The organism is Parapedobacter sp. (genome assembly GCF_035556095.1).
Taxonomy (GTDB): domain Bacteria; phylum Bacteroidota; class Bacteroidia; order Sphingobacteriales; family Sphingobacteriaceae; genus Parapedobacter.
In genome coordinates, this window is sequence record NZ_DATMFT010000017.1 from 123,463 (window position 1) to 146,413 (window position 22,951).

Consider the following 22,951-nt stretch of genomic DNA (forward strand, 5'->3'; position numbering starts at 1 on the left):
ATATTATCATGAGAAATCAGTTACTTTATGCCATCGGAATTGGTTTGCTCGCTAGCTGTGGGCAAGCTGTAAGCAAACACAACATGCACCCATCCAATCTAGCCGTTCCGGATTCGGTGACCGTTCCGTATGAAGAAGCTCGCCGTATGGTGGCCAATTATGCATCACATGCTGGCTATGTGACCCGTGGGCAGGACTCCCTACCCAACAGCCGTGCGATATGGTTTAGCGTGGAATTGATGAAATCCCTGGCTGCACAGGTCGAGGCCGAAGGCGGCGACGGCATACGGTTTTACTTTGCGGCTTACGATGACGATTACTCGCAAGTTCGGGACGGTTCTTATGTACCGCCAAAGCGGTATTGGGGTTACAATACGTTGTTGTTGGTATCCACCCGGGATAGCGTAGCGAATGGGCAGCACTATCACCGCGATTACTTCAGTGAGGGCGGTGTGGTTGCCAAGAGTGAAAAGGCCGGCTTCATCATCAATCGAGGCAACGTGTGTTGCCCGGATTGCTGGGATGACCCGTCATTGTTTGACCCTGAAACATCAGCAGCGTGCAATTAGCCATTGTCAATATGCTGATTGAACTGGCCTGCTTTGTAGTGGCGTGGCTGCGGCTGCGGCACGATCCGGAACGGCATTGGGCGTTGTTCCCTTGGTATTTGTTCGTGGTGGTCGTCACTGAAACGGCCGGCTTCTATCTTGGCCGCATCGTTCAACAACCCAGCAACTGGGTTTATAACCTTTATATCCTGATTGAAGGCACGTTTATCAGTTATTTTATTTACCGGGTGTGCAGGCCTTATGGCCTCGCACCCGTTCTCTGGAAAGGATGGGTACTACTCTTTATTTGCTGCTACGCTACCGAGCGGTTTTTAGCCAGTGGGTTAAACGATTATAGCACATACACCATCATGCTGATGAATGTTTCCTTCATCGGTGCCTTTATCGGTTACATCTTCCGGCTGGCGCGGTCGCCATTGCAACCCATGCCGCTGTACCGGCATGCTCCGACGGTTTGGATGGCCGCCATGGCTTCCTTTTATTTCGGTACCTTGGCTACCAGCCTCATCGCCGAACTTTTACTCAGTAAAGCATTAGCCATTGGCAATACTTCGATGTACGCAGTGATCTATGCATTTTTCATCCTCTTATTGTACGGTTTATGGATATACTCAATTATGTGCAGGTATCAAAACAGACGCTGACCGGTGTCATCATTCTCGGCACATTATTGTGCGTGATGTTCTGGGTGATGCTGGTATTATTCACCGTGATGTACAACCGCGTCCGCTCGCTGACTGCCGACCAGGTACGGGCGGGCCGGCTGGCCGAATCGGACCGGGTTACCAAGCGCCTTTCGGAAGCGCTGCACGACGATGTGCAGAACCAGCTTGCATTTGCGAGCAAATTGCTAGCCGACTACATCCATGCCAACAACCGTAATGAACCCACGCCCAGCAATCTGCTCACTACGGCCCGCAATCTCGTATTGGAGAGCATTGAAGAACTGCAGAACGTGGGATTGCTACTGGATGGTAAGCGTGTCATTGAGGCCGGCCTGCTCCACGCCATCAAGCAGTTCGTTTCACACCTCGAGAAAAAGCGTGGGTTGAAAATCGATGTCCGCGCGGATGATATATCTACGGACCAACTGCCCGACGAAACCGTTCTCGAGTTATACCGGATTACCCAGGAGGCACTTGGCAATGCCGTGAAACACGCCAAGGCCTCAAGAATCACCGTTGGCTTCAAGGAATCCGCACCATATGCGCTGGAAATCATTATTTGCGACAACGGCGTGGGTTTCAATCCGTCAGTACCCCAAAAATCAACTTCGAGGGGTCTGGAAATCCTTCGGTCAAGGGTAACGGCAATCGGGGCAGAACTCACCATTGACAGCGCTCCGGGTAACGGCACCCTTATTCGGGTGAGCCTGGCCTATCCCGTAAAAACCTGCGGTAAATCCCCTTAAAAAAACAACCAGAAAATCATGCTTACAAACACATCACCAACCATCCACGTAGCCATCGTGGATGACCACGTTTCCACGACCGAATACACCGCTGACTACCTCAGGCAACACGCCGAGCGCATCCATGTGGTGTTCACAGCGTCAGACAGCAGCGAAATGCAACACCGACTTAAAACGTGTGATCCGCTTCCCGATGTGGTAATCATGGATGTAATCATGCCCGACATGGATGGCTATGCGGCTACGGAGTGGCTCGCCAAGCATCACCCAAGTATCCATGTATTGGTTTATACCGCGGTCAACAACATCGAAACCGCAAAAAGTTTCCTACGTTTAGGTGTCCGCGCATTCGTCAATAAAAGCTGTTCCTCGCAGGAATTGATCGATGCCATCTGCGAATTGGCCGATACCGGTAAATACCTGAACGAATACATATCACCATCGCTCATCCGAAGTGCTAAGTTCGGGTGGATAGAACCGGGTCTGGAAACGGTAACACCGCGGCAGCTGGAGATTCTGAAACAGCTGGCGACGGGCCATACCGACGAGGAAATCGCGGTGGCGTTGAAAATCTCCATAACGACGGTTCGTGACCACCTGAGCCGGATGCGGGAGCGGTTTGAAGCGCGCGATAGGACCCACCTTGTCGCCAAAGCTTACGCAAATGGTGTGCTGAGTTAACCCTCCACCAAATGAAACGCCTGGCCAACGATCCTATATTGAAGCGGCAGCTTATCAGCCGGTATCTTTGGCCGGGCTTGGGCTTAGCGTTCGGCCCGGACCATCCCGTCACGGCCGATTTCGCGCAAGCGGGCAACCGTTACGAAGTGATCAAGTATGAGCACTTCGAAATCACCGGCCCTTATCGGGACGGCCAGGCGTATCTTTTCGAACATGCCCTATCGCACAGCTATTTCCATTATGCCGATACGGGGGAGGAACGAGGCATCGCTATCCACCGGCCACACGAATTGATCTTCCAGGGCGAAAGCCTGCTGTATGCAGACGAACGGTTCGCCAGTTTGCAAGCATTGGAACCGGGCGGGGTACTCGCCATCCCCTACCCTGCCCTGAAGCAACTCATGGGCGCGCACGGACAGGTAAATGCTGCCGTAGAAGCCGCGGCACGCCGGCAGCAGCGTTCCCTCAACCAGCTCGGCCGATTCTTGGGCATGCCCGCGGAACAACGGTTCAAGCGGTTTCGTGAGCGCCACCACCCCTTATTGCATCGGTTACCCCACCACATCCAGGCGATGCACATCAACATATCAAGAACCCAGCTTAGTCGATACATAAAAAAAGAAGCAAAAACTTGGAGGTAACTTTCCTCCCCGACCACCGTGTACCAAATGGTACAGAAAACCGGTACCATTTGGTACAATCCACGCACGGCATATCCCCTACCTTGGTCTTATTGAATCGGAGGAGCATGCTGCGGATAGTAGGAAGCTTCCTGGAAACTGCTCCGCTTCAAAAATTTTAAATGAAAGGAGGTATTTAGGTATGGCAACTAAATGGTTCAGTTTATCGAACACGGGAACGCCGACCGATCCGGGTGATTACACCGCCCTGCCGGGTTTACCGACCTGTGCATCGGGTAGTGACCAGATTTGTGCGATTGAGGCCGAAGAGGACACCAGTTCGCAACCTGTAATCGACGATGCGTTAAAGGATGCAATGATAGAAGCATTGCACACCCGTACAAATCAACCGAATGTTCAGCTACGGGTAGATCCAAATCCGTAACCGATAAAAGAGGTTAAATAGATAATACCCCCGAAGCAAGCGCTTGCTCCGGGGTTTTACTTTATCTATCGCTAATAACGAGAATTTCCACTTCCCTTTCCTCCCGGACAATATCGAAACCATAATATTGCAGCGATGTTCGCAGTTTATCCAAATCATTGTCCCACGAAGGAATTGTAATCTTGCCCGCAAAACCTGTTTCATCTATTACCGGTGGATACGTTTTTTGATAGTCAAACACGAACTTGATATCCTTCATCCGCACCTCTTGTCCGGATAAAAGTTTTTGATTTTGATTGGCTTTTTTCTTCTGGCTTTTTTTAAGCACCAGACATACGGTATTACGTTTCTCGTAACGCCCGTTCACGCCCAACGCTGCATCCAATACATGCACTATCCGTCTCCATGGTTGGGTTTCTCTATAGCTATCTGATAGCACTACTTCAAGCGACACATTATGCTCTTGAATCCATTGATCTCGAGAGCCATATGCTTTGTCGTATTGGAACTGCTCCAATCGCTGTTCTTCCGTCTCTATGGAAACCCTATTCGGTAGGAAAGGAAAGTCTTTTGGTGTGATTTGGTACCAAAGAACATCATAAAGCTTAGGGATTTCGTAATTGACAAAATAGTACCGCGAATAGCCCTGCACGGAATCCCTGGTAATTCCCCATTTCGTTTCCGCATTGGGCTTGAAGCCATCCAAGGTAATTCTCAGTAAAGACGCATTGCTGTCAAAAGGCGCACTGTAATCAAATTCAACGAAATCATTTTTTATTGGCAATTCCATGGGCGATCCGTCTAATACGGACTGTATATTTGCTTTAGTCACATATCCCGAGCTTGTGATTGCTTTTACAACCCCTTTATGAATCCACACAACGTGCGGAAGCAATTGATGTGGAAAGAGGGAGCGCCACGCGGTGTCTTCGATGATGATCGGTAACGAATAATTCCTGCCGATATGATTTTTCTGAATAAATTTACGCACAATATCTTCTTTTTGATAAGTGACTGACAGGATTTTTATTTGGTCTCCGAAAAGGTCCTGAAGGGAGTCCAGTTTCGGCATGCTCGCTATGCACGCCCCGCAAAACGTATCCCAAAAATCGACAATGAGCAACTTGTCGTTGTAATCGTGGCTATATGTATCAGTCAAATCGTGACTGATGGATTTTCCGACAAGGAAGTTTGGTAACGTTCCTCCTATTCCGAGCGGTTTGGTTTTCAGGGAGTCCTCCGCTGAAAACACATTGGCACAAAGCGCATAACACGCAACCAATAAGATAATTTTTATTTTCGTCATGCCATTATTATTAACGTGGGTTCTGCATCATGTTCGTTCTATTCATCACATCGTCTGGAATAAGCAATGTGTACCTCAGGTCATTGGGTGGTAATTCATATTGTATGCCCTCAACATTTCGCTTCAGCACGCTGGCAAAAGCGGAATTCATATTGAGGCGCCGCAGGTCTGTCCACCGTTGACCGCGGAGCACAAGTTCTTTCCTCCGTTCGTTAATGACAATCCGCAACATATCTCCATCATCTTCTAGAAGGTAACGGGGCAAAGGTTTGGAGTTATCCCAGCGCGAAGCAATTAATGTTTTCAGATTCGCCATCGCACGGTCGACGTTTCCCAATCTGGCATCGCACTCTGCACTGATCAAATAGAGCTCGCTGGTGGTTAGCCCATTAAACACAATATTTGTGAACGTCCCGTCGTAACTTCCTTTGAACGTATGGGTTCCATTTGCATTCTCCCTGAAAAACACCTTTTTCCTTAGATCGCCTTCCTCATATTCCCGCACAAGGTTCGAGTCGACCAAGCAATTAGCCGTTGCAAATATCGGATTCGATTGCAATAGGGAATGGAAGACGACCTCGGCGTTGAACCGGGGGATGGGTACGTTGGAAGATGTATTTAAAAGACTGAAATCGAGCAGATCGTTTTGTAGCCGGAGTGCCTGGTTCGCAAACTGCAAGGCATGTTCGTAATCCTGAATGGTGAGGTAAACCCTCGCCAACATGGCATAAGCCGCCGCTTTGCTGGGCAACGTCTTTACCGGTACGGTTTCCGGCAATACCGAAGCCGCCAGCGTGAGGTCGTCTATGACCCGCCCGTAGGTATCTGCCAGACTGCTTCTTTCGGAAGGGGTGCTAACTGCCGGATCAAGCCGAAGGGGAACTCCCGGGTAGTTTTCTGTTTGCCCATACGTATAAGGTGCGGCAAATACCTGGGCGAGATGGAAGAATGCATAAGCACGGAAGAACAGCGCCGTTCCTTTCGCCAGGTCATAGTCAGTTTCAGTTGATGCCCGGCCTTTCAGCACCTCCAGCACCATATTTGCATTAAACACTACCCGATAAGGATAATACCATTCGGCCACCCGGTGGTTTGCCTGCGGCAGCCAGCAATAATTTTCCCGTTCGAACACATCCTGTGCATTGAACCGTGCATCCGGCAGGTAATGATTGTCGCTCGCCGCCTCACCGATACTGGGGTACCGGGTATTCATGGTTGCATAGTCGTTCAGTAACGCCATGCAATCTGCTACGGTATTGGGCACCCGCATCTGCTTGTCTGGCCTAACATCGAGGTATGAGGGGCCACAACCGAAAAAAAGAGGCAATATAAGAGCTATCTTAACGACCCGAACCATCGTTATTAACGTTTTGAAATTTTCCATTTTTGTAAGCTAACTGATCATTTTAGAAATCTGCACTGAATCCGAACGTCGTCACCAACGGAAGCGGTGTCCCACTACCCGTATCCGGCTCCAGATTCCAGTTGTTTGCACGCCAAATAACTCCGAGATTCTGGGCAGTTGCATACAAGCGAATACGACGAAGCATCGTCTTAGTTGTGAGCGAATACGACAGCGATATGTCCTGTAAACGGATATGGTCTGCTCTGCCCACATTTATCTCTGAATAATTGTAGAATTCATCCCGGTTTGAATTTACCGGATAAATGAATGCAGGCACTTGCGTATGCAATTCATCGCCTGGTCTCTGCCAGCGGTTTTGGAAATCCGGGTGCCCTACCCGGTAGTTAACCAGATTATAGTAGTTGAGGCTTTCCCGTCTAAAATAGTATTTCAGGCGAAACAGCATGTTAAAGGACAAACTTATGTTCCTATAGGTGATGGCGTTGCGCCAACTTCCAAAATAAAGGGGGAGGGAAGAGCCCATAAATGCTGCTGATTCCACGGGAGCGTTAACTATCTGCGTGTAATTGTCCGTTTTTTCGCCGTCAATGATACCGAGTGGCGCGCCGGTTTCGGCATCCAGTCCACCCCACCTGTAAGCAAAGACCGCATTGACGTCTTTCCCTTCCAGTGGATTTGTAGACGTGGCATTTGGCACATAGTCCCTCGAACGGTTCATCTTAAACAGGTAATCGGTAACCACGCTTCGGCTATAGGCGATATTGGCCGTAGTATTCCACTCAAAAGCACTTGTTTTTACCGGTGACGCACCAATACTCAAATCAATACCTTTACTTAACAGGTTGGCACTGTTGTACCGGAGATTGAGAAATCCCGTCGTAGGATCGATTGGCCCCTGTGCAATCACGTCTGTTGATGTGCGCCGGTAGTATTCGAGGGAACCGTGGATGCGTCGCTGCTTGGTTGCAAAGTCGAGTCCAATGTTCCATATCTCTGATTTCTCCCATCCAAGGTCGGGATTAGGGGGCGTTCCGATGGATGCATAGCCTTGTTTCGTGACACTGTTTACCGAAGACGCGTACGAAATCGTTGGAAATGCGGATATACTGCTATACATATTGCCACTGTAGCCGAACGTGGTGCGTAGTTTCAATTGAGGAAGCCAGTCGAGGTTGTAAAAATCTGCCTTGTGTATGTTCCAGCTTCCGCCGACGGACCATAGGGGAGTACCAGCCTGGTTTTTATTTGCTCCGAAGATGTTCGAAGCGTCTTTGCGTGCGCTGACTGAGAATGTGGCATGTTGGGCAAACGAGTATGCAGCGTTGAAAAAATAAGACAAATACCTGTTCTGGTATCCCCGCAATTGCACATAGTCGGGAATAATGCCGCTACCTCCGTGGAAATACCGGTAGAAATTTTGGAAGTCAACGGGCTTGTAAGTGAGCAATTCCTCGTCGTAGCCGTATTTGGTTGCGCCATTTTCGCTACTCACCCGGTCGCGGACTTCCCACCCGGCAATTGCTGAGATACTGTGGAGCGCAAACGATTTGTTAAAGTCGAGCTGTGTACGCAATTGGTTGGCATACGTATAGTTGCTGAAGTCTATCATCAAACCGCCCAGTGGAATCGCCCTGACCAATTCACCACCCTCCAAATGGGTAAACGTATTGATTTGGTTTCTCGTAAAAAATGATTCCTGGTCGTAGTATTTAAAGTTGTTCTGTTCACCCCGTTCGTACCTGTACTGTACGGAAGCCTTCAGGGATGGAATGAGGGTATAGTCCGTTTCAATATTGAATACCACGTTGCTTCCTTTGCCTGAGTAGCGACTATGCTGTAACTCATCCAGCGGTCGGTACTTCCAGTCGAGCAGTCGCCCTCCGGCTAAGGTATCGAGGTAGCTTGAACGTCTTCCCCACTCGGCTACCGCAGGATTTCCGGCGTCATCTACTAGCCTGGCATACTGATATCCCGTTTCGACTCTATAGCGGTTGTATTCCGGATAAAACGCATCGCCCACGTCAGAAACCCTATTTTGCACGTAAAAGACTGACGCCCTAACCTGCAAACGGTCTATGGGCTGAAACATATGATCCATCTTCACCGTAAACCTTTTCAAGCCACCCACTTGTATACGGCTCATCTCCGCATCGTATCCGGCAGCCGCCCTGAATGAATGTTTGGTGCTGCCACCGGAGATGTTTAATGCGTACTGTTGATTAATCTGGGTACGATATACGTATCGTAGAAAATCATTTCTGACATCGTGCGTTCTTAATTGATCGATACGTGCTTTTGCTTCCGCATCCGATATTTTCCCTTCCCGCTGGCTCGCCAGAATTTCCAATACCGGGGTCATCCATGGAAAAGTGCTGGTATTGTTTATCCTGGAATCGTAGTGGCCCCTATCGAAAAGATCCAATTCTACATCGATGTGCTCGGAGGGGGTCAGATCTGGCAGGTAGAAGAGATCCGGCTTCTCCACCGCCGCCACATTGCTGTTCAGCGATACACGCAGGGGCTGATCCAGTTTCCCCTTTTTTGTCTTCACAACAATTACCCCATTTCCTGCCCTAGCGCCCCAGATGGAAGAGGCAGCGGCATCTTTCAGCAACGTAACGCTTTCCACATCGTTGGGATTCAGGTCGTGGATATTACCATCGTACGCAAAATTGTCGACGACGACAAGCGGCTGCTTGGCACTGTAGAGCGTGCTTATCCCACGGATGCTCATTTGACCGATGGGAGCGGCACGTGCGGAATAATATTGGAAAGAATTGGTCTGTTTTACAAAATCGACCCCCACGGCTATACCTTCCAATCGCGATACGATGTCCCTTCCGGGCATCCTATTGAACAGCTTATTGTCAATGAAGTCAAAACTCCCTGTGGCCCTTTCCTTAGGAATGGTCTGGTAGCCGGTAGAGACTTCCACTTCTTCCAGCATGTTCTCCGTAGGTATGAGGACAAAACGGAACTCCCCGGCCCTGCCGTCAAACGGTTCATTGATGGTTTGGTGGCCCAGGTAGCTGACGACGAGCGTGCCGGAGCCCTTTGGCGCATGGATGCTGAAACGGCCATTGCGTTCGGTGATGGCTTTGGTGTTCGTGCCCCGGATGGTGATGGTGGCTCCTCGGATAGCGGTGCCCGTGGTATCGGTGACAATGCCCGACAGCGCAGGCCCCGATGGCTCGGGGCGCTGTGCGCGGGCATACAAACACATGATCGTTAGTGCAGCCAATAGGCTGATGTATCGTATTTTGAATTGTTTAAGTTTATGTTTTGTTAGGGCATAGTAACTCCCTAAGCGTAATTTTTGCTTCATTTATCATTGGTCTTTAACGGTTTAAGAAAAACTAACTCTCTAAAACCAACCACCAATGCCGAAGATTTCCGGTTATTTATTTGCAGGTATAAGAAAAAGCGCCTACATTTAGCATTGCGAATTATTGCCGAAAACAGACACCTTCTCCAACCTGAACTAAAAACGGGTTTTTCTGTCAGCATTGGGGTTAGGTAGCAACCAAAGAAGATGGGGCTGTACCCTGTATTCAGGGTAGGCTTTTTTATTGCCCGCCTGAACTTCCTATGGGTTGCGATATTTTCGGATGCTTTATACAGGGCGGCGCTTCACGTTTTTTGAAATAGGTTGTAAGGATTGGGCATGTACCGGTTGGGCATCGCACATTGCAATGCTTTCAGCAAATGAATTGCGGGTTACGTACATTGGTGGTCTGGTGATGCTCGTTGTCATAGTTCATATGATTACGTAAACGAGTCCAATGGAATAGGTTCTGCTATATATTATGGGCAGGCCCCTTTCTTCCACTGCCACCGAGGCGCGACTAAACAACCTTGACACAGTTTCCGAAAGGGGCCCACCCCTTATTTCTTGCAAAGATACAAAAAATAGGTGGGCATGGGTTCCCCCCTTCGGTCCCGCGTCGTCAAAGTAGTCGCTTTCGGTGACGGGACTCAAATCAGATTAAAACTGATTGTGATTCAAATATAGCTATTTACAACTTATAAAGAAAAAATTAATTCATATTTTAATTCAAATGCCTGATTATAAATCAAATATTGTTACAGTGTTTAGGCGGTATGTCGACGAAATCCTAAAAGGGCGATACAAAAACAAACATAAACGAGAGCCAATTAGAGATGAAATTCAAGATATCATAGCATCTCAAGGGGGAGAACTCTTTGGAAATGTATTTTATACCATCTTAAAAAAACTGGAGGTAGATATAGCCGATGCATGCAGTGTGCTTTTTTCCGACTTGGAGCCAACACCATTAAAGGATTTGGATGGGGACGAAAGCAAGTTGGCAAAATTTCTTGTGCCTTATACTCGAACCGATTCGGAAGTTTCGGACGCATCGCTTATTGATGGCGCAAGATTTAGTAGGGTAAAAAACAAATTACTTCCAGATTTATATGCCTTCGAAGTCTACGGCCTAGCGAAAGCCTTCGGCCTAAACCCTAGCCAGCTTTTTGACTACTTTTACGGCGATGGACCAAGGCCGGTGACGGGATTATAAATCTAAAGGCAGGCAATTGTGTTAAAGTCCTGCACTCTCTACAGTTCCGTAACATGAAACTATATAACCCTGGACTATTTAAAGTACGTCATTATGGACAAATTCTATCTAGAAAAAGTATTTCCTGACGCTGACGCTGTATTTCAGTTTAGATATAAATCTCTGTCTGAATTGAATGGTAATGCAATTTTTGTCTTTGATACTATGGTGTTATTAACTCCATATTTTACAAGCAAAGAGTCGGTAGACGATTTCCGAAAAATATTCACGGAGCTTAAAACGACGGGAAGACTTCTTATTCCCGCACGAGTAGCACGTGAATTTGCGAAGAATCGCGGTAAAAAACTGGCCGAAGCATACAACAAGATTGTAGAGTCGCAGCAACGATTAAATAGGTCTGAGATTCGCTTTGAAAAGTTTCCCATATTTGAAGCCGATGAAGACTACTTGGCATTAAAGGAAGCCGAGTCACGAATTAATGCCTTAAAGCAAACTTACAGAGAAAAGTTAGAATCGCTATCTAAAAAGCTGAAAGAATGGAAGTGGCTAGATCCAGTGACTCAAATGTACCAGGAGATTTTTACGAAAGAATTAATAATTGAATTGAAGGAGGATCAGAGTGAAATTGAGAAACGACTAGAACATCGATTTGACCATGAGATCCCACCTGGTTTTAAAAAGCAAGATCGAAAGAAATTGGACAACGGCATAGGTGATTTAATTGTCTGGCAAACCACGCTGGAGATTGGGAGAGATCATAAGTCTGATATAATTTTTGTCACGAACGAAAGCCATAATGATTGGTTCTATAGGGAGCAGGACACAGCTATCTCACCACGAATCGAATTGTTGGACGAATTTAGACGTGTAACTGGAGGAAAATCGATCTCCATAATAGATTTTCAAACTTTCCTAGAAATTCGGCAAGCTAAAACATCAACGGTTGATGAAGTCAAGGAGTATGTTGATGAAGAAAGATATTCAGTTCATAAAAACCATGCTTCTATTTTGGAACATCATATTCTTACCGACACTACCGAACTTAAAACGGGATTGTTAAAAATATTGGTTGCAGAAGAGTCTTATAAGGGACACGTAGTAGGAAAGTTTGAAACTCCGTTTATCAATCCTCCACTGAAGAGTTCTTATGAAATAGTAACTAATCCTTCTGACGGAATCGAAATCAATGTATTCGTAAGAACAGGAACTAAACATGACTTCCATTTGGGAATTAAGTCTATGCAATTAAATGTACCATTACAAAAAGGGGTTTATGAAATAGAGTATGAATTTAGCAATTAAAATTTACAGGTATCACTATACCCTGAACAACTTATCCGCTTGAGACAATGAGAGCACCTCATATTGGCTAATGTCGATATGAGCCGGAATCTTGTCACGCAGAATAGGTACGATATACTGACCGTTGATACTATTCGCTACCTGAACCAAAGTGGTCAATTGGTTGTCATGGATATTTTCCAACTGGTCGTGCAAGACAAAGTGTAGACAACTAATATCCAGATCATCGGCAAACTGTATATAGGCAAAATCGAAAGCGGCGATTTGCCCTTTCTTCTTGCCGGTACTTGGATTGCCCTCGATATTGGTAACGCTGAGGTCGTAGGTGGTGGCTTTTTGTGCGTAAGTGAGGATATAATGCTCATCGTAAAGTATTTCAGACATCTTGGTAAAATACTTATTGAATAGCGTAATCCTACTTTTTATCAATTCGTCATTAGACGTGATATCCGCATTGACGAACTTTAAGTCACTTTCTATCTGATGTAGCTTTTGATTAGATATCTGCCAAAGACGTTTTTGCTCTTCGAGAGCCCCTTTGCGCTCATACTGTTTATTCAGTTCCGTGACGATCTTTTCCAAGTCTTCGGCTACTCCAGATTTCCGAATCTTCTCCGTCAATTGGTATTCCTGATTACGCAATCTATTCAGTTCGGCTGTCGAGCCAGCCAACTTTTCATCCAACGCTGGCAACTCTCTGGTGATATAGTCCAGTTTCTCTGAAATCAGATCGTTGTGAAACTTCAAAGTCTCTTCAAAAGTGACCTGAATATCAGGGATCAGCGCATTGGCCTTTTTATACAGACTCTTAATCTGACTGGTATTGATATCGGTATGCTCCTGTTCCAGGTCATTCTTGCTTTCCAGAATAAGGTCTTTTCTTACTTCCAACTGGCCGATATTGGTAGAAGCTCGATTGAGTGCATATTTGACCTGATTGAGCTGAGCGATATCCTCGTGGTAATTTTCGTTGAGATTAAAATTTTGCTTACTCACCTCCAGCTCTGCGATCTTGTCGTTGTGAAATGCCAACTTCTGCTCGATCAATGGAAGCTCACCCTCCTTTTTCAGTCTTCTCCGAAAGGTGGTTTCCCTGAGTTTCTCATCACTGAGCCGGCGTTTCTCTTCTGCCCTATCCGTAGGAACGCCTAGCCAAAACAAATACAAAGCCTCATATACTTCGTTCCGGACGAAGCCTCCTAAAGCGCGCACGATATTATTCATCCGGTCCTTATCAATGCGGACGTTTTTGGATATAATTTGCCTAAAAGTAGGTTTATCTACTTCCGTCTTAAAGACAAGTCGCTTTAGCTCGGCATCAAACTTCTTATCATCCGTAAAATCTTCTCCATTGATACGCTGAATCTTATGACTTGATTTTAAAAAGTTGCGTTGTATGATAATGGTCTCGGCACCTTCAATATTCCAATCTTCGATTAATTCGATGGTGATCAAAACTTCGGTATCCGTCAAGAAGTTTTCTACATTGGTATTGGGCTGACCGGAAAACTCGGTATCCTTGTAAATATTATCTCCTCTGGAACCCAAACAATAGTCGATCAATCGCAATACAGTGGTCTTCCCTACATTATTGCCGGTGGTCTGTTGGGAATTGGTATCCGGAGTTTCGTCCACGATGAGGTTGATTCCTTTTCGAAAGGAAATATTACGGATGATCCCGCTTCTATTTTCTATAAGCAACCTTCTTAAAAACATTTTTCTACCGCTCCCTTTTTACCATTTTTGAGAACGCCCAATATAAACAGCCAATCTAATACCAAAGTAAACAAATTGATGGAAATACCGTGTGCCGTGTGCATACTATTATACAGTTCGAGATAATCAAATTCGGTTTTCTCCGAATTGTCTAATAGCTCAATTACCTTGCCCCCCAGGTAGTACAAATCTCTTTCGGGGTTGGTATTTTTATTGACAATCATACCTTGGGCGGTTCTTCTAAAATACTACAGCGCATAAAAGCGTCTACCAAAACGACATAAAGGCTGATTTGTACAGCTTCGATGGGCAAATGTTCATTGGTATTGCCACTGTTTTCCATGATGTTCCACATCTTCTCTCGCACGCCTTCGATAATATCGTCCGCATTCGCGCGAATTTCTTCAATGTCTTTATATTTTATCCGCTCTTGCAAATATGCGATTTTTATATTTCGCAACACCAATTCCTTTCGGGTAGAGCCTTGATTTTCTATCTCTTCATAGATTTTGTTTAGTCTGCCTTGGTAGACCCTATATTCTTCTATGATAGGTTGGTATCGCACCACGTTGTTATACAGTATTTTCTCCGCTGGATTGGGCGCAGAAAAAGGGTCCTCTGCACTCATATCATCATAGAGTCTTGCTCCTAGACTCCCAACCACACTACTCAACACGGAATGATTCTTTGAGATTAAGTTCTTGCCAGCCATCATCTGTAATACCTTCGTTTCATGCTGTCTCTTCATTTCCTTCAAGACGGCTACTGTATATTTATCGGGGTCATTTGTTTCGATATGATGATTGGCACAAAGCAAGATCAGATTATTGTAATGCGCTCTTTGCGCACTGGTCATACTAGGGTTATACCGATCCGACTTATGTATGCTGCGGTTGGCGTCTTCAATATGACAAATATTGGAAAAGTTGGTATCATCCTCTTGATTCAAAAACGCAACATCGCAACCCGGAAAAGCACAGCTATTTCCCGATAATGCATATAACCTCTTTATAGTGGGCCCAGAATAGTTTCTTGACTTTTTATCTGCCATGTATGCATTAAAAATTTTCGGAACTAATGGCCCTCTCTGTCACATTTCAATCCCCTCAAATCCGAAGGTAGCTGTTTCATAATTGGTCTTACGGGTGCGCAAGCAACCGCCCTCGGCAGTTGCACCGATAAAGCCGACAAGTTACAATAATAGTTTAAAAGCAGCAACATTCAATATTTTTCGGTATGATTTATATTTTCGGAGGGAGCCGTCCGACAGTTCGCAACCTTAAACCTTTCCCAATAAAAGCACGAAGAAATATTCGCTATCACTGCCACTGATTCCCACGCCTACAATATTATAATCCCTTAGCATATTTTCTCTTTGGCTCCGTGATTTAATCCAACGACTGACAACCTGTTTGGGAGTTAGGTTACCCATAGCTACATTTTCCCCATAATAAACCAATTTATCGTTAAGTTTTGTTTCGGTGAGTCGTCCAGAAATGTTACCGTGGCCAAATTGAACCTTCCCCAATGCCATCTCTTGAGCGTGCGTATATGCACTCTGTTGCAATGAAGGGTCGAACTTGAGCGAACTTTTACCTTCCGAAGTCCGAAAATTATTCACTAATTCTATGATCTCATTGGCCACTTGGTCAAACCAAAGATCATCAACCTTGAACTCTAAAGGGATTTTATTCTCGAGGGATTTTATTGTGTCGACGAGAGAGCTTATTTTATTGACGCTCTCATACAGCCCAGCCTCAATATCATCCCCTAACCCATTTTTGTTTGCTCCAAAAAAAGCCACATGCCGTTCTAAGGCGGAATAAAGCTGGCCCCTCGTATTGTTTAACGTATCAAATAGCGCAACCTGTCTATTTAATAAAAGAGTTACAGAATCATTATGTCTAATTTGTAACTCAATCTTTGTCGAATCCTCTTCAATCTGACGTTGCTTTTCAAAAAGTAATCGACTGGTTTTTGCATTGTTCAGTTTCAGCATTTCATTGTTGTAATTTACTGCCGGAAGTATCCCATAAGTGATATAGAAGCCGGTGCCAGCTACCCAGATAAGTGCCGTAACTATAATCTGTTTCCATTGCTGATATTTGTTGCTTTTCTTAAGGTTCTCTTGGTACTCTAGATCTATTATTCTTTTTTCTGCAAAAATCTTTTCTTTTTCCGCAAGCAGCTTATCGAGCTGCGCAATTTTTATCTCGTTTTCTAAATCGGTTCCTTTGGCCATAGTGGTTTACTCAATATGCTGCTGCAATTTAAAGTCTTGCGGAAACAAAGCGATCTCATCAACTTTAGCGGAGAGGTGGGCACCATGTGCCGCTTTATTCTCGAGGTTACATTGCGTGGTCTCGTGGGACGCTTTGGTCCTGAATCCGGCCCTAAACTTAAAATCCCCTATTAACGCTTCTCGTAACGGAAGATGTGGAAATTCTGGCATAAGTTCTTAGGTTTGGTATTATAGGTTAGTTCGTTTAAATGAATTTGTATACATGTTACATCTTATAATGCTTGTTGTCGTGGATGGATTGTTTAAAATGCGGTTTTTCAATTTTGTCTTTCCCAGACAAAATAGCCAGCTTGGCTGCATCCAATGCAATTTTAACTACCAAAGCCGCAGAATAACCGGACAGCACGCTAGCCAACTCACTCCATTGCACCTCTTTTGAAACATTGATGCTTCCCAAGGTATGTTGTAGGATGCGACCGATTTCTTCATTGCCAGGTTTAGGTAATTCGACAATGTCGTCGAACCGCCTAAACAGGGCTTTATCAAGGGTTCCTTCTAAGTTGGTGGTGGCGATAACGATACCCGGCCCTTCGTAGTCTTCTAATACATTGAGCAGGATATTGACTACCCGATGCATCTCACCTACATCTTGCTTGGTCTCGCGAGATTTCCCGATAAAATCGAATTCGTCCAGTAGTAGTACACAAGGATAATTCCGGATGGCATCGAATAAACTCTTGAGGTTATTGGCCGACTCGCCCAGATAAGATGATATCACCGCCTCGAATCGGACCTTTAGAAACGGAAGTCCGGTATTCCAAGCGATTCGCTCAGCACTCATACTCTTACCGCAGCCGGGTGCACCATGCAAGAGGATCCGCCGTTTGGGTTTCAGCCCGAAATGTGCCAAACGCTCGCGGGCTACGTACTCTTTCTCGATACGGCTGATTTTCCCCTCCACTTCTGTGGGCAGTACCATTTCGTGCCGTAATTGCTCGCGGGGAACTTCGACGGCAAGTGGGATGTTTTTCCGTTTATCGGTTGGGATGGCAATTGTGCTGCCGAAGATGTTGGTAAGCTCACCCTTAAGGGATTGCGTAGACTGTACGTTACGGCGCAAAATACCGTTTAGTCTATCAGCCAATTTGCTATGGCCTTTTTTACGCTCTGAATCAATGATTGCATCGGCCACTTTGACGATATCGTCTGTGGGTTCTCCTTCAATGGAGCGGAATAACCGAAGCATGAGATCTTGATTCATGGGATGAAGCGCTTAGTCGGGCCTGCTTACCTACGCAAGGTAAAAACAAAAAGTGTACCTTCAAAATTTTCGGCAAAAATAGCTTTTTGGATTGGATATAACGACAGCCACTAGAAAACCCCGAAACGGGGAGGATAGGGACACCGTTTTGTTGCAATTAATTTGTTAAGACTTCTTACCGACGAGGGCCATTTTAAAAAAATATGAGAAACGGAGACAACGTCACCTATTCATGAATGCCTTCTTTGGGTAAGGCTTTAAGCAAATCTTTAGCGGCTACCTCTTTGATTTCACCATCACGCTTGATGACGAGGCTCTCTCCATTGGCAGCAGATTCCTCTACCAATTTCCGCAACGCTCTACGCAGGCCATACAACACTTTATCAGCGAAGGGGGTCTCGGGCGAGATAACTGTATTAGGGTTAATTGCCATGGCTTATTTGCTTAATGATTGACCAAATTTCATCATTTAACACGGCTTCTCCAAATTCGATGCATTTAGCAACCAACAGCGGCTCGATATCCATGTTGTCGAATACCAGCCATCTGCCACATACCGGCGTATATAATTGGATGAGATTCTTCAACCCTCGGTAATATCGCCGCTTTACAACTTCGTCTGGGATGTGGTGCCCCCCTTAGCAACACGTTTCGCCACACGCTTAATGGCATGACCGGGCGAATCTAGCCAACTACACGCTCTGGGTTGAATGGAGAAAGCCCTGCAGCGATGTTATTTTTCATTTGGCAATGTTTTTATTGTCAAAATAGTTGGCAATGTTTTTATTGTTATCTATAGCTTCTTTCTCTCAAGGCATACAGACATAAAAGTCAGATCTAATAAGTTGCTTTTAGCTCTACTTTTAGTGCTCAAACTTTTGGCAGAAGAAATCGCAAGCGACTTGCCAAACTTCGGCTTTAGGAATCAGCCTTATATTGAACTCGAAGAGGCCGGTTACTTGTTTTCAGAATCACGGACGTTGGACGATTGTAACGCGAACTGTGGCACAGGATAAACGGATAAAAAATAATAGATTCGTAAATCCAAGTGACAGATGAAGATGAAATGATTAATACGGAAGTTAAACAATACATTCAGTAAAGTGTCTTATGTTGGCTGGCAACTTCAAACATCAAGAACCGCTACATTAGTTGATGTTAGCATTTGGGCGCCGAGTTACTTTTTGTATCCTGGCACAACAGAAGAGAGCCAAGTTAAAAGTGCGATGAAGGCTTATAAAGTGAAGCCAATTGAATAGTAGGTATAGGGTGCAAATGTTTCAAAGAAAGCCCCGAAACGGGGAGAATCGGGGCTTTACTAACTAACCAATTATAAACCTAAATTATGAACCCGACATGATTTAAATAATTATTAAATCACGAAGGGATAAGAATTATTTTAAATCATCATTTGCATATCCCTCTCAATTTTTTTACCTTTAACGAAACCAATGTGCAGCCTGGGCCTGAAATGAGTGGGAATTTGGCTTTAAAATTTAGGAGTTAAACTACTGCAACTTGTCTCGCAGATTATTTAAGACTACATACTTCCATCAAATCAACACATGACTTACCAAACGCTGTTAAATTTATCTCACATAGCCACCGCGACCGGAATAATTATGACAGCGCTGGGTGGACTGGGCGCCTATTACTATCAAAAAAAATTAGACGCAAAAAATGAAACAAAAATAAAACCAATAATTGACCTGTGTCATAAAGGGATATCGGTAACTAAAAAAGATGATAAAACAGCTCATTTTATTATACCTTATTGTGCGGGGACCAACGCAAACGCCTACAATGTCAAATTGAAAAGTGCGGTGATTCTTAAAGAGGAAGAAGGCTTCTCTCTGATTTCAGATTTTGACCATGATTTTCCCGACGGGATAACACTCACCTATGAGACAGGGAAAAGCATATTATATAGCCTAACCCCATTTACCTATGATTTTTCTCACATTTACATATGCGTAAAGGGTAACTATACAAATGAAAAGGGTGACACAATATTTCCAGTTTTAGATATTTACAAATACAATAAAATTACAAATACTTGGGTTAGAGCGCTTGGCAATGAGGACGAATCAGTTAGACAATTTATACTGGGGCGCCTGAAATAATAGTGCCTCTTTCTTATGAGTAAACACTTGGGTACTACAACCAGACACGTTAGACGCTATCTTCTATCGAATCGACATCTAATCAACACATATGATTGACCACAGTTTTTTAATAAAATTGCTATTACGGTTCGTTTTGTGCCACTCTGAGAGATCTATCAACTGAAACATCATGCTTATAGCCAATAAAAAACCATATTATGACGAAAGTCACAGAGAAAAAAAATGATAAATCAAACTTGTTTATACAAGAAGGGGAAAGCTTCTTTAAAGTGGGTAAATTTGAAGATGCTCTTGAGTGTTTTGAAAAAGTCTTGTCTATAAATCAAAGGAACTGGAAAGCCCTAAATTCCAAAGGCTGTTGCTTAATGAAACTCAATAGAGTTCCTGAAGCCAAACTTTGTTTTGATGAGTCTTTGAAAATTGACGATAGTAAATCTGAAAGTTGGGGATGCTTGGGGACTTATTATCTTCAAATTGATGACAATGAACATGCTAAAAAGTACTTTAATAAAGCGGAACAACTTGAGGGGAACGAACTTGCCTATTCTCAACTTGCATATTTCTTCTACACTATTGAAGACCATCATAAAGCAGAACTGTACGTTGAGAGAGCTTTGAGTTTAAATAATAAAAATGAAAGTGCTCTCAACACCAAAGGCCTATTATATATACACCATGAGGACCTTCCATCAGCAATTGAGATTTTCAGGACTTTGATTGGAATGAATAGTTCAAATAGTGTATATCACAGCAATTTAGGCTACGCCTATTTTTTAAACAAAAATATACTTGAAGCAAGAAAAGCATTAGATGATTCAATTTCACTAAATCCTTCCAATGCCTATGCTCTTAATAATTCAGCAATACTATACCATAGTCAATCTGATTATTTAACAGCCTGGAATTATATTGAAAAGGCTGTCTCCATCAATCCAAAGGTTTTAAGATTTTGGGGGAATAAAGCAGATATATTAATATCTCTCATCAAGTCCGGGGATGAATCGTTCGGCACCTTTCAGGATGTTGGATATTTTTTGTATCGTGCAGACTTATCTACCGTCGACGTTATGATTTCATTGAGTACTGGAGCAATAGAATTATCAAAAGAAGAAAGAGACCAAATACTTATCGGAATGATTAACATGGACAATTTCTTCACCCAGACAGTAAATGACAGTTTAGTTTCCCGAGAGGACTATTTGAATATCTATAAGATGTCATTAGAAACTGTTGCTTTATTGGGTGCCTCACGTCCGGAGGAATTTAGTTTTGCACACTATACAACACAAGATACGGCTAATGCGTTAATTTTTCAAAATTCTCAATTTAGACTGAATTCGGTCACTACAGCTAATGATCCAAAAGAAGGATACCCGCTATTGAATTTTTTAGGTTTTACAGGCGCTTATTCCCCTAATATTTATCAGGCATTTGTCGGAAGCTTTACCTTTAACCCTGACAGCTTGAATCAGTTTAGACTTTATGGGAAAAATAATAACATAGAAGGAAGTGGGGTCAGTCTGATTCTTTCATTTGAGTATTTCGCCGATAATGCGGATTTAAATAAAGGATTAACCACTCCTCTTACAGACAACCTTGCAACAAAAGAGACGACCAAACAACCTTTATTCCGCTGTATATACATTGACCCATTATCTAGGCGGGTAATTTCTTTGGGACACAAAGAGGCTTGCGTATTTTATCGGGAGAACATAGGAGTAGAAAGATCAGCTTTAGATGAAAAGGTTGACAATTACCTGAAATTTATCAATGAATTAACGAGAAAAGTCGAAGATTCGTTAATCAATTTGAATGATAAAATTTCAATCTTGTATGATAAGATTAAAGATAATGATGACCAACGAAAGGAAATCTTTAAAATAATTCCAATGCTGTTAATCCATCTTCGTTATTTAGTTAAGCACTATGACTTCAAAGAAGAACAAGAATGCAGAATAATACAAGTTGAGCCCCTAATCAAAAACCAACATGTAAAATTAACGAGTGACAATAATAGGATGTATATTGACTATCTCCCTTTTCATAGTGATGATAAATCATATTTGAGGGAAATATATTGGGGGCCCAAAACTTCCAATTTTGAACTATTTAAAGACAGAGTGATGCATTTAGGGATGAACATATTTTGCATGAAGAATGATCATCCATTTACATAAAAAGGGGAAAACTTCAATTGTAAATAAAACGTGTATGCTGAAACAATATTGGAAAATCGAATGTAGCGAACATTTGAACATGCTTTATCAGACGAAAGTAAGTTCTAAGCACCTTTCTGAAAAGCGACTGAAAGACTTTATACAAACGTTAATAGCCAAATATATTCTCACTGCTGAAGAAATCTTGGAAGAACATAAATCAATACCTTTCAAGAAGCGAAAACGGTATATCGAAATTATGCGTATTAATAATCAACAATCCGGCAAGAAGACAATCAATTTTATGGCTGATGGTGCAGGAATATCGATAATAGCTTATTTGGTAGAAGAGATTGAATGATGATGCTCGTTCACGGACCCCCTATGAAAATAACTTTTTTCAATACTGAATCATGAGAAACGCTTTCAGTGGATATACTTATCAGCAGCAGGTTACTTTATTGTTTCTATCCAAAATGGATGTCGAAAGAAAAATCAAGCATATATCTATAGCCTGTCGTCCCTACTTTACCGCAACGGAGAAAAAAGGTTTTGAAGCTGACAAAAAAAGCCATCCCCTAGGGATGGCTAAATATTGTTATTGACAATGACCTAAACCGTCATTTCAGTTTTTCTATTTCCTCCACAGAAAGACCAGTGCCTTTGGCAATATCTGCAATTGAAACGCCAAGATTTTTAAATTCTAACGCTATTTTTCGCTTTTCAGCTTCCGCTTTCGCTCGTTCTTTTGCCTGCCCCCTTTTGTAGAACGGGTCCTTTTCTTCTTTAAAAAATGTCGCTGCTTTCAACATAGCTACCTCCAATTGTGGTGTAAATTTACGTAATTGTATTAATATCCGCAACTGCATCAGCCGACTCTCCTTGCTGCTCACCGGCTCGGGCAATGCATCAATAGTCTTTACAATATCTTCCGTTAGGTTAAATGGGTCGGCTTCCTTTAAATTCCCCAATAAGGCCAGCATCTTGATTTCCGGTTGTTCCGAGTCGATAAACATATCGTAAGGTAAATCGGAAAATGATAGCAGTGTATATCGGAAATTGAAATCAGGTTGCTCCAGCTTATTGGGCATAGACAGCGGCTCGTGCCCTACATACAGCACATACTGCTTGATGGGCAATCCATGTATCTGATGCAGCAGCACCCAGTAGTCAGCCATCTGGACAGCCATTTTGGGGTTGTTGCGGGTT

At 43.9% G+C, this 22,951-nt stretch carries 23 protein-coding genes; 12 read left to right on the plus strand and 11 right to left on the minus strand.

Annotated features, from left to right (window positions below; genetic code table 11):
* Nucleotides 1–8: 8 nt before the first annotated feature.
* The 6 genes from VNQ80_RS08275 to VNQ80_RS08300 all read left to right on the plus strand — a co-directional run bounded on the left by VNQ80_RS08275 (nucleotide 9) and on the right by VNQ80_RS08300 (nucleotide 3,726).
* A complete protein-coding gene (locus tag VNQ80_RS08275) occupies nucleotides 9–569 on the plus strand; it encodes a hypothetical protein (RefSeq protein ID WP_325637365.1) in 561 nt (186 codons plus the stop codon).
* Nucleotides 560–1,213, plus strand: coding sequence for a hypothetical protein (locus tag VNQ80_RS08280; protein WP_325637367.1), 654 nt, complete (start codon nucleotides 560–562; stop codon nucleotides 1,211–1,213). The genes VNQ80_RS08275 and VNQ80_RS08280 overlap by 10 nt, the downstream gene beginning before the upstream one ends.
* Complete coding sequence (locus VNQ80_RS08285; RefSeq protein ID WP_325637369.1) at nucleotides 1,171–1,980, plus strand: sensor histidine kinase; 810 nt, start codon at nucleotides 1,171–1,173, stop codon at nucleotides 1,978–1,980. Before VNQ80_RS08280 ends, VNQ80_RS08285 begins: the two co-directional genes overlap by 43 nt.
* A gap of 18 nt (nucleotides 1,981–1,998) precedes the next feature.
* Nucleotides 1,999–2,661, plus strand: a complete 663-nt coding sequence (locus VNQ80_RS08290) for a response regulator transcription factor (protein WP_325637371.1) — start codon at nucleotides 1,999–2,001, stop codon at nucleotides 2,659–2,661.
* An 11-nt stretch (nucleotides 2,662–2,672) separates the two neighbouring features.
* On the plus strand, nucleotides 2,673–3,302 hold the full coding sequence (locus tag VNQ80_RS08295) for a hypothetical protein (RefSeq protein ID WP_325637373.1): 630 nt from the start codon (nucleotides 2,673–2,675) through the stop codon (nucleotides 3,300–3,302).
* Between the two features lie 181 nt (nucleotides 3,303–3,483).
* The gene (locus VNQ80_RS08300) at nucleotides 3,484–3,726 is read left to right on the plus strand and encodes a hypothetical protein (protein ID WP_325637375.1); all 243 of its coding nucleotides are present in this window, start codon (nucleotides 3,484–3,486) and stop codon (nucleotides 3,724–3,726) included.
* A gap of 61 nt (nucleotides 3,727–3,787) precedes the next feature.
* On the opposite strand, the gene VNQ80_RS08305 is transcribed toward VNQ80_RS08300, so the two are convergent.
* The 3 genes from VNQ80_RS08305 to VNQ80_RS08315 are packed head-to-tail and all read right to left on the minus strand — an operon-like array spanning nucleotide 3,788 to nucleotide 9,723.
* Nucleotides 3,788–5,032 (minus strand): TlpA family protein disulfide reductase, encoded by a 1,245-nt coding sequence (locus VNQ80_RS08305; RefSeq protein WP_325637377.1) that lies wholly within the window; start codon nucleotides 5,030–5,032, stop codon nucleotides 3,788–3,790.
* Nucleotides 5,033–5,042: 10 nt separating this feature from the next.
* On the minus strand, nucleotides 5,043–6,416 hold the full coding sequence (locus VNQ80_RS08310) for a RagB/SusD family nutrient uptake outer membrane protein (protein ID WP_325637379.1): 1,374 nt from the start codon (nucleotides 6,414–6,416) through the stop codon (nucleotides 5,043–5,045).
* A gap of 22 nt (nucleotides 6,417–6,438) precedes the next feature.
* Entirely contained in the window at nucleotides 6,439–9,723 is a 3,285-nt protein-coding gene (locus VNQ80_RS08315; RefSeq protein ID WP_325637381.1) for a SusC/RagA family TonB-linked outer membrane protein, read from the minus strand.
* Nucleotides 9,724–10,456: 733 nt separating this feature from the next.
* Here VNQ80_RS08315 and VNQ80_RS08320 point away from each other — a divergent pair.
* Together VNQ80_RS08320 and VNQ80_RS08325 are read left to right on the plus strand one after the other, a co-directional pair.
* Nucleotides 10,457–10,939 (plus strand): hypothetical protein, encoded by a 483-nt coding sequence (locus tag VNQ80_RS08320; RefSeq protein ID WP_325637383.1) that lies wholly within the window; start codon nucleotides 10,457–10,459, stop codon nucleotides 10,937–10,939.
* Nucleotides 10,940–11,032: 93 nt separating this feature from the next.
* Nucleotides 11,033–12,241 (plus strand): PIN domain-containing protein, encoded by a 1,209-nt coding sequence (locus VNQ80_RS08325; RefSeq protein WP_325637385.1) that lies wholly within the window; start codon nucleotides 11,033–11,035, stop codon nucleotides 12,239–12,241.
* Between the two features lie 15 nt (nucleotides 12,242–12,256).
* Here VNQ80_RS08325 and VNQ80_RS08330 read toward each other — a convergent pair whose 3' ends face one another.
* The 7 genes from VNQ80_RS08330 to VNQ80_RS08360 form a co-directional block, all read right to left on the minus strand.
* Nucleotides 12,257–13,957 carry a DUF2326 domain-containing protein gene (locus tag VNQ80_RS08330; protein WP_325637387.1) on the minus strand — a complete coding sequence of 567 codons (1,701 nt, stop codon included), beginning with the start codon at nucleotides 13,955–13,957 and terminating at the stop codon, nucleotides 12,257–12,259.
* Nucleotides 13,948–14,181, minus strand: a complete 234-nt coding sequence (locus VNQ80_RS08335; RefSeq protein ID WP_325637389.1) for an ABC-three component system middle component 6 — start codon at nucleotides 14,179–14,181, stop codon at nucleotides 13,948–13,950. Before VNQ80_RS08335 ends, VNQ80_RS08330 begins: the two co-directional genes overlap by 10 nt.
* Nucleotides 14,178–15,008: an ABC-three component system protein gene (locus VNQ80_RS08340; RefSeq protein ID WP_325637391.1), complete on the minus strand. Its 831-nt coding sequence runs from the start codon at nucleotides 15,006–15,008 to the stop codon at nucleotides 14,178–14,180. The genes VNQ80_RS08335 and VNQ80_RS08340 overlap by 4 nt, the downstream gene beginning before the upstream one ends.
* 228 nt (nucleotides 15,009–15,236) lie before the next feature.
* Nucleotides 15,237–16,199 carry a CAP domain-containing protein gene (locus tag VNQ80_RS08345; protein ID WP_325637393.1) on the minus strand — a complete coding sequence of 321 codons (963 nt, stop codon included), beginning with the start codon at nucleotides 16,197–16,199 and terminating at the stop codon, nucleotides 15,237–15,239.
* Nucleotides 16,200–16,205: 6 nt separating this feature from the next.
* Nucleotides 16,206–16,409: a hypothetical protein gene (locus VNQ80_RS08350; RefSeq protein WP_325637395.1), complete on the minus strand. Its 204-nt coding sequence runs from the start codon at nucleotides 16,407–16,409 to the stop codon at nucleotides 16,206–16,208.
* 55 nt (nucleotides 16,410–16,464) lie between these two features.
* Complete coding sequence (locus VNQ80_RS08355; RefSeq protein ID WP_325637397.1) at nucleotides 16,465–17,460, minus strand: ATP-binding protein; 996 nt, start codon at nucleotides 17,458–17,460, stop codon at nucleotides 16,465–16,467.
* A gap of 226 nt (nucleotides 17,461–17,686) precedes the next feature.
* The gene (locus tag VNQ80_RS08360) at nucleotides 17,687–17,893 is read right to left on the minus strand and encodes a hypothetical protein (protein ID WP_325637399.1); all 207 of its coding nucleotides are present in this window, start codon (nucleotides 17,891–17,893) and stop codon (nucleotides 17,687–17,689) included.
* A 1,132-nt stretch (nucleotides 17,894–19,025) separates the two neighbouring features.
* Between VNQ80_RS08360 and VNQ80_RS08365 the strand changes: the two genes are divergently transcribed.
* From VNQ80_RS08365 to VNQ80_RS08380, 4 genes are all read left to right on the plus strand, one after another.
* Nucleotides 19,026–19,583, plus strand: a complete 558-nt coding sequence (locus tag VNQ80_RS08365) for a hypothetical protein (RefSeq protein WP_325637400.1) — start codon at nucleotides 19,026–19,028, stop codon at nucleotides 19,581–19,583.
* 200 nt (nucleotides 19,584–19,783) lie between these two features.
* Nucleotides 19,784–21,763, plus strand: coding sequence for a tetratricopeptide repeat protein (locus VNQ80_RS08370; protein ID WP_325637402.1), 1,980 nt, complete (start codon nucleotides 19,784–19,786; stop codon nucleotides 21,761–21,763).
* 34 nt (nucleotides 21,764–21,797) lie between these two features.
* Nucleotides 21,798–22,103, plus strand: a complete 306-nt coding sequence (locus VNQ80_RS08375) for a hypothetical protein (RefSeq protein WP_325637404.1) — start codon at nucleotides 21,798–21,800, stop codon at nucleotides 22,101–22,103.
* A 52-nt stretch (nucleotides 22,104–22,155) separates the two neighbouring features.
* A complete protein-coding gene (locus VNQ80_RS08380; RefSeq protein WP_325637407.1) occupies nucleotides 22,156–22,347 on the plus strand; it encodes a hypothetical protein in 192 nt (63 codons plus the stop codon).
* Between the two features lie 15 nt (nucleotides 22,348–22,362).
* Here the strand turns inward: VNQ80_RS08380 and VNQ80_RS08385 are convergent.
* On the minus strand, nucleotides 22,363–22,951 hold a 589-nt coding region (locus VNQ80_RS08385; protein ID WP_325637409.1), incomplete at its 5' end, for a hypothetical protein.

Excerpts from the sequence above, each read along its gene's own strand:
- VNQ80_RS08290 (WP_325637371.1), top strand. The coding sequence starts at position 1,999 with ATGCTTACAAACACATCACCAACCATCCACGTAGCCATCGTGGATGAC.
- VNQ80_RS08295 (WP_325637373.1), top strand. The coding sequence starts at position 2,673 with ATGAAACGCCTGGCCAACGATCCTATATTGAAGCGGCAGCTTATCAGC.
- VNQ80_RS08375 (WP_325637404.1), top strand. The coding sequence starts at position 21,798 with ATGCTGAAACAATATTGGAAAATCGAATGTAGCGAACATTTGAACATG.
- VNQ80_RS08305 (WP_325637377.1), bottom strand. The coding sequence starts at position 5,032 with ATGACGAAAATAAAAATTATCTTATTGGTTGCGTGTTATGCGCTTTGT.
- VNQ80_RS08340 (WP_325637391.1), bottom strand. The coding sequence starts at position 15,008 with ATGGCAGATAAAAAGTCAAGAAACTATTCTGGGCCCACTATAAAGAGG.
- VNQ80_RS08320 (WP_325637383.1), top strand. The coding sequence starts at position 10,457 with ATGCCTGATTATAAATCAAATATTGTTACAGTGTTTAGGCGGTATGTC.
- VNQ80_RS08355 (WP_325637397.1), bottom strand. The coding sequence starts at position 17,460 with ATGAATCAAGATCTCATGCTTCGGTTATTCCGCTCCATTGAAGGAGAA.
- VNQ80_RS08285 (WP_325637369.1), top strand. The coding sequence starts at position 1,171 with ATGGATATACTCAATTATGTGCAGGTATCAAAACAGACGCTGACCGGT.
- VNQ80_RS08275 (WP_325637365.1), top strand. The coding sequence starts at position 9 with ATGAGAAATCAGTTACTTTATGCCATCGGAATTGGTTTGCTCGCTAGC.
- VNQ80_RS08370 (WP_325637402.1), top strand. The coding sequence starts at position 19,784 with ATGACGAAAGTCACAGAGAAAAAAAATGATAAATCAAACTTGTTTATA.
- VNQ80_RS08350 (WP_325637395.1), bottom strand. The coding sequence starts at position 16,409 with ATGCCAGAATTTCCACATCTTCCGTTACGAGAAGCGTTAATAGGGGAT.
- VNQ80_RS08300 (WP_325637375.1), top strand. The coding sequence starts at position 3,484 with ATGGCAACTAAATGGTTCAGTTTATCGAACACGGGAACGCCGACCGAT.
- VNQ80_RS08310 (WP_325637379.1), bottom strand. The coding sequence starts at position 6,416 with ATGGAAAATTTCAAAACGTTAATAACGATGGTTCGGGTCGTTAAGATA.
- VNQ80_RS08380 (WP_325637407.1), top strand. The coding sequence starts at position 22,156 with ATGAGAAACGCTTTCAGTGGATATACTTATCAGCAGCAGGTTACTTTA.
- VNQ80_RS08335 (WP_325637389.1), bottom strand. The coding sequence starts at position 14,181 with ATGATTGTCAATAAAAATACCAACCCCGAAAGAGATTTGTACTACCTG.
- VNQ80_RS08330 (WP_325637387.1), bottom strand. The coding sequence starts at position 13,957 with ATGTTTTTAAGAAGGTTGCTTATAGAAAATAGAAGCGGGATCATCCGT.
- VNQ80_RS08365 (WP_325637400.1), top strand. The coding sequence starts at position 19,026 with ATGACTTACCAAACGCTGTTAAATTTATCTCACATAGCCACCGCGACC.
- VNQ80_RS08315 (WP_325637381.1), bottom strand. The coding sequence starts at position 9,723 with ATGAAGCAAAAATTACGCTTAGGGAGTTACTATGCCCTAACAAAACAT.
- VNQ80_RS08325 (WP_325637385.1), top strand. The coding sequence starts at position 11,033 with ATGGACAAATTCTATCTAGAAAAAGTATTTCCTGACGCTGACGCTGTA.
- VNQ80_RS08345 (WP_325637393.1), bottom strand. The coding sequence starts at position 16,199 with ATGGCCAAAGGAACCGATTTAGAAAACGAGATAAAAATTGCGCAGCTC.
- VNQ80_RS08360 (WP_325637399.1), bottom strand. The coding sequence starts at position 17,893 with ATGGCAATTAACCCTAATACAGTTATCTCGCCCGAGACCCCCTTCGCT.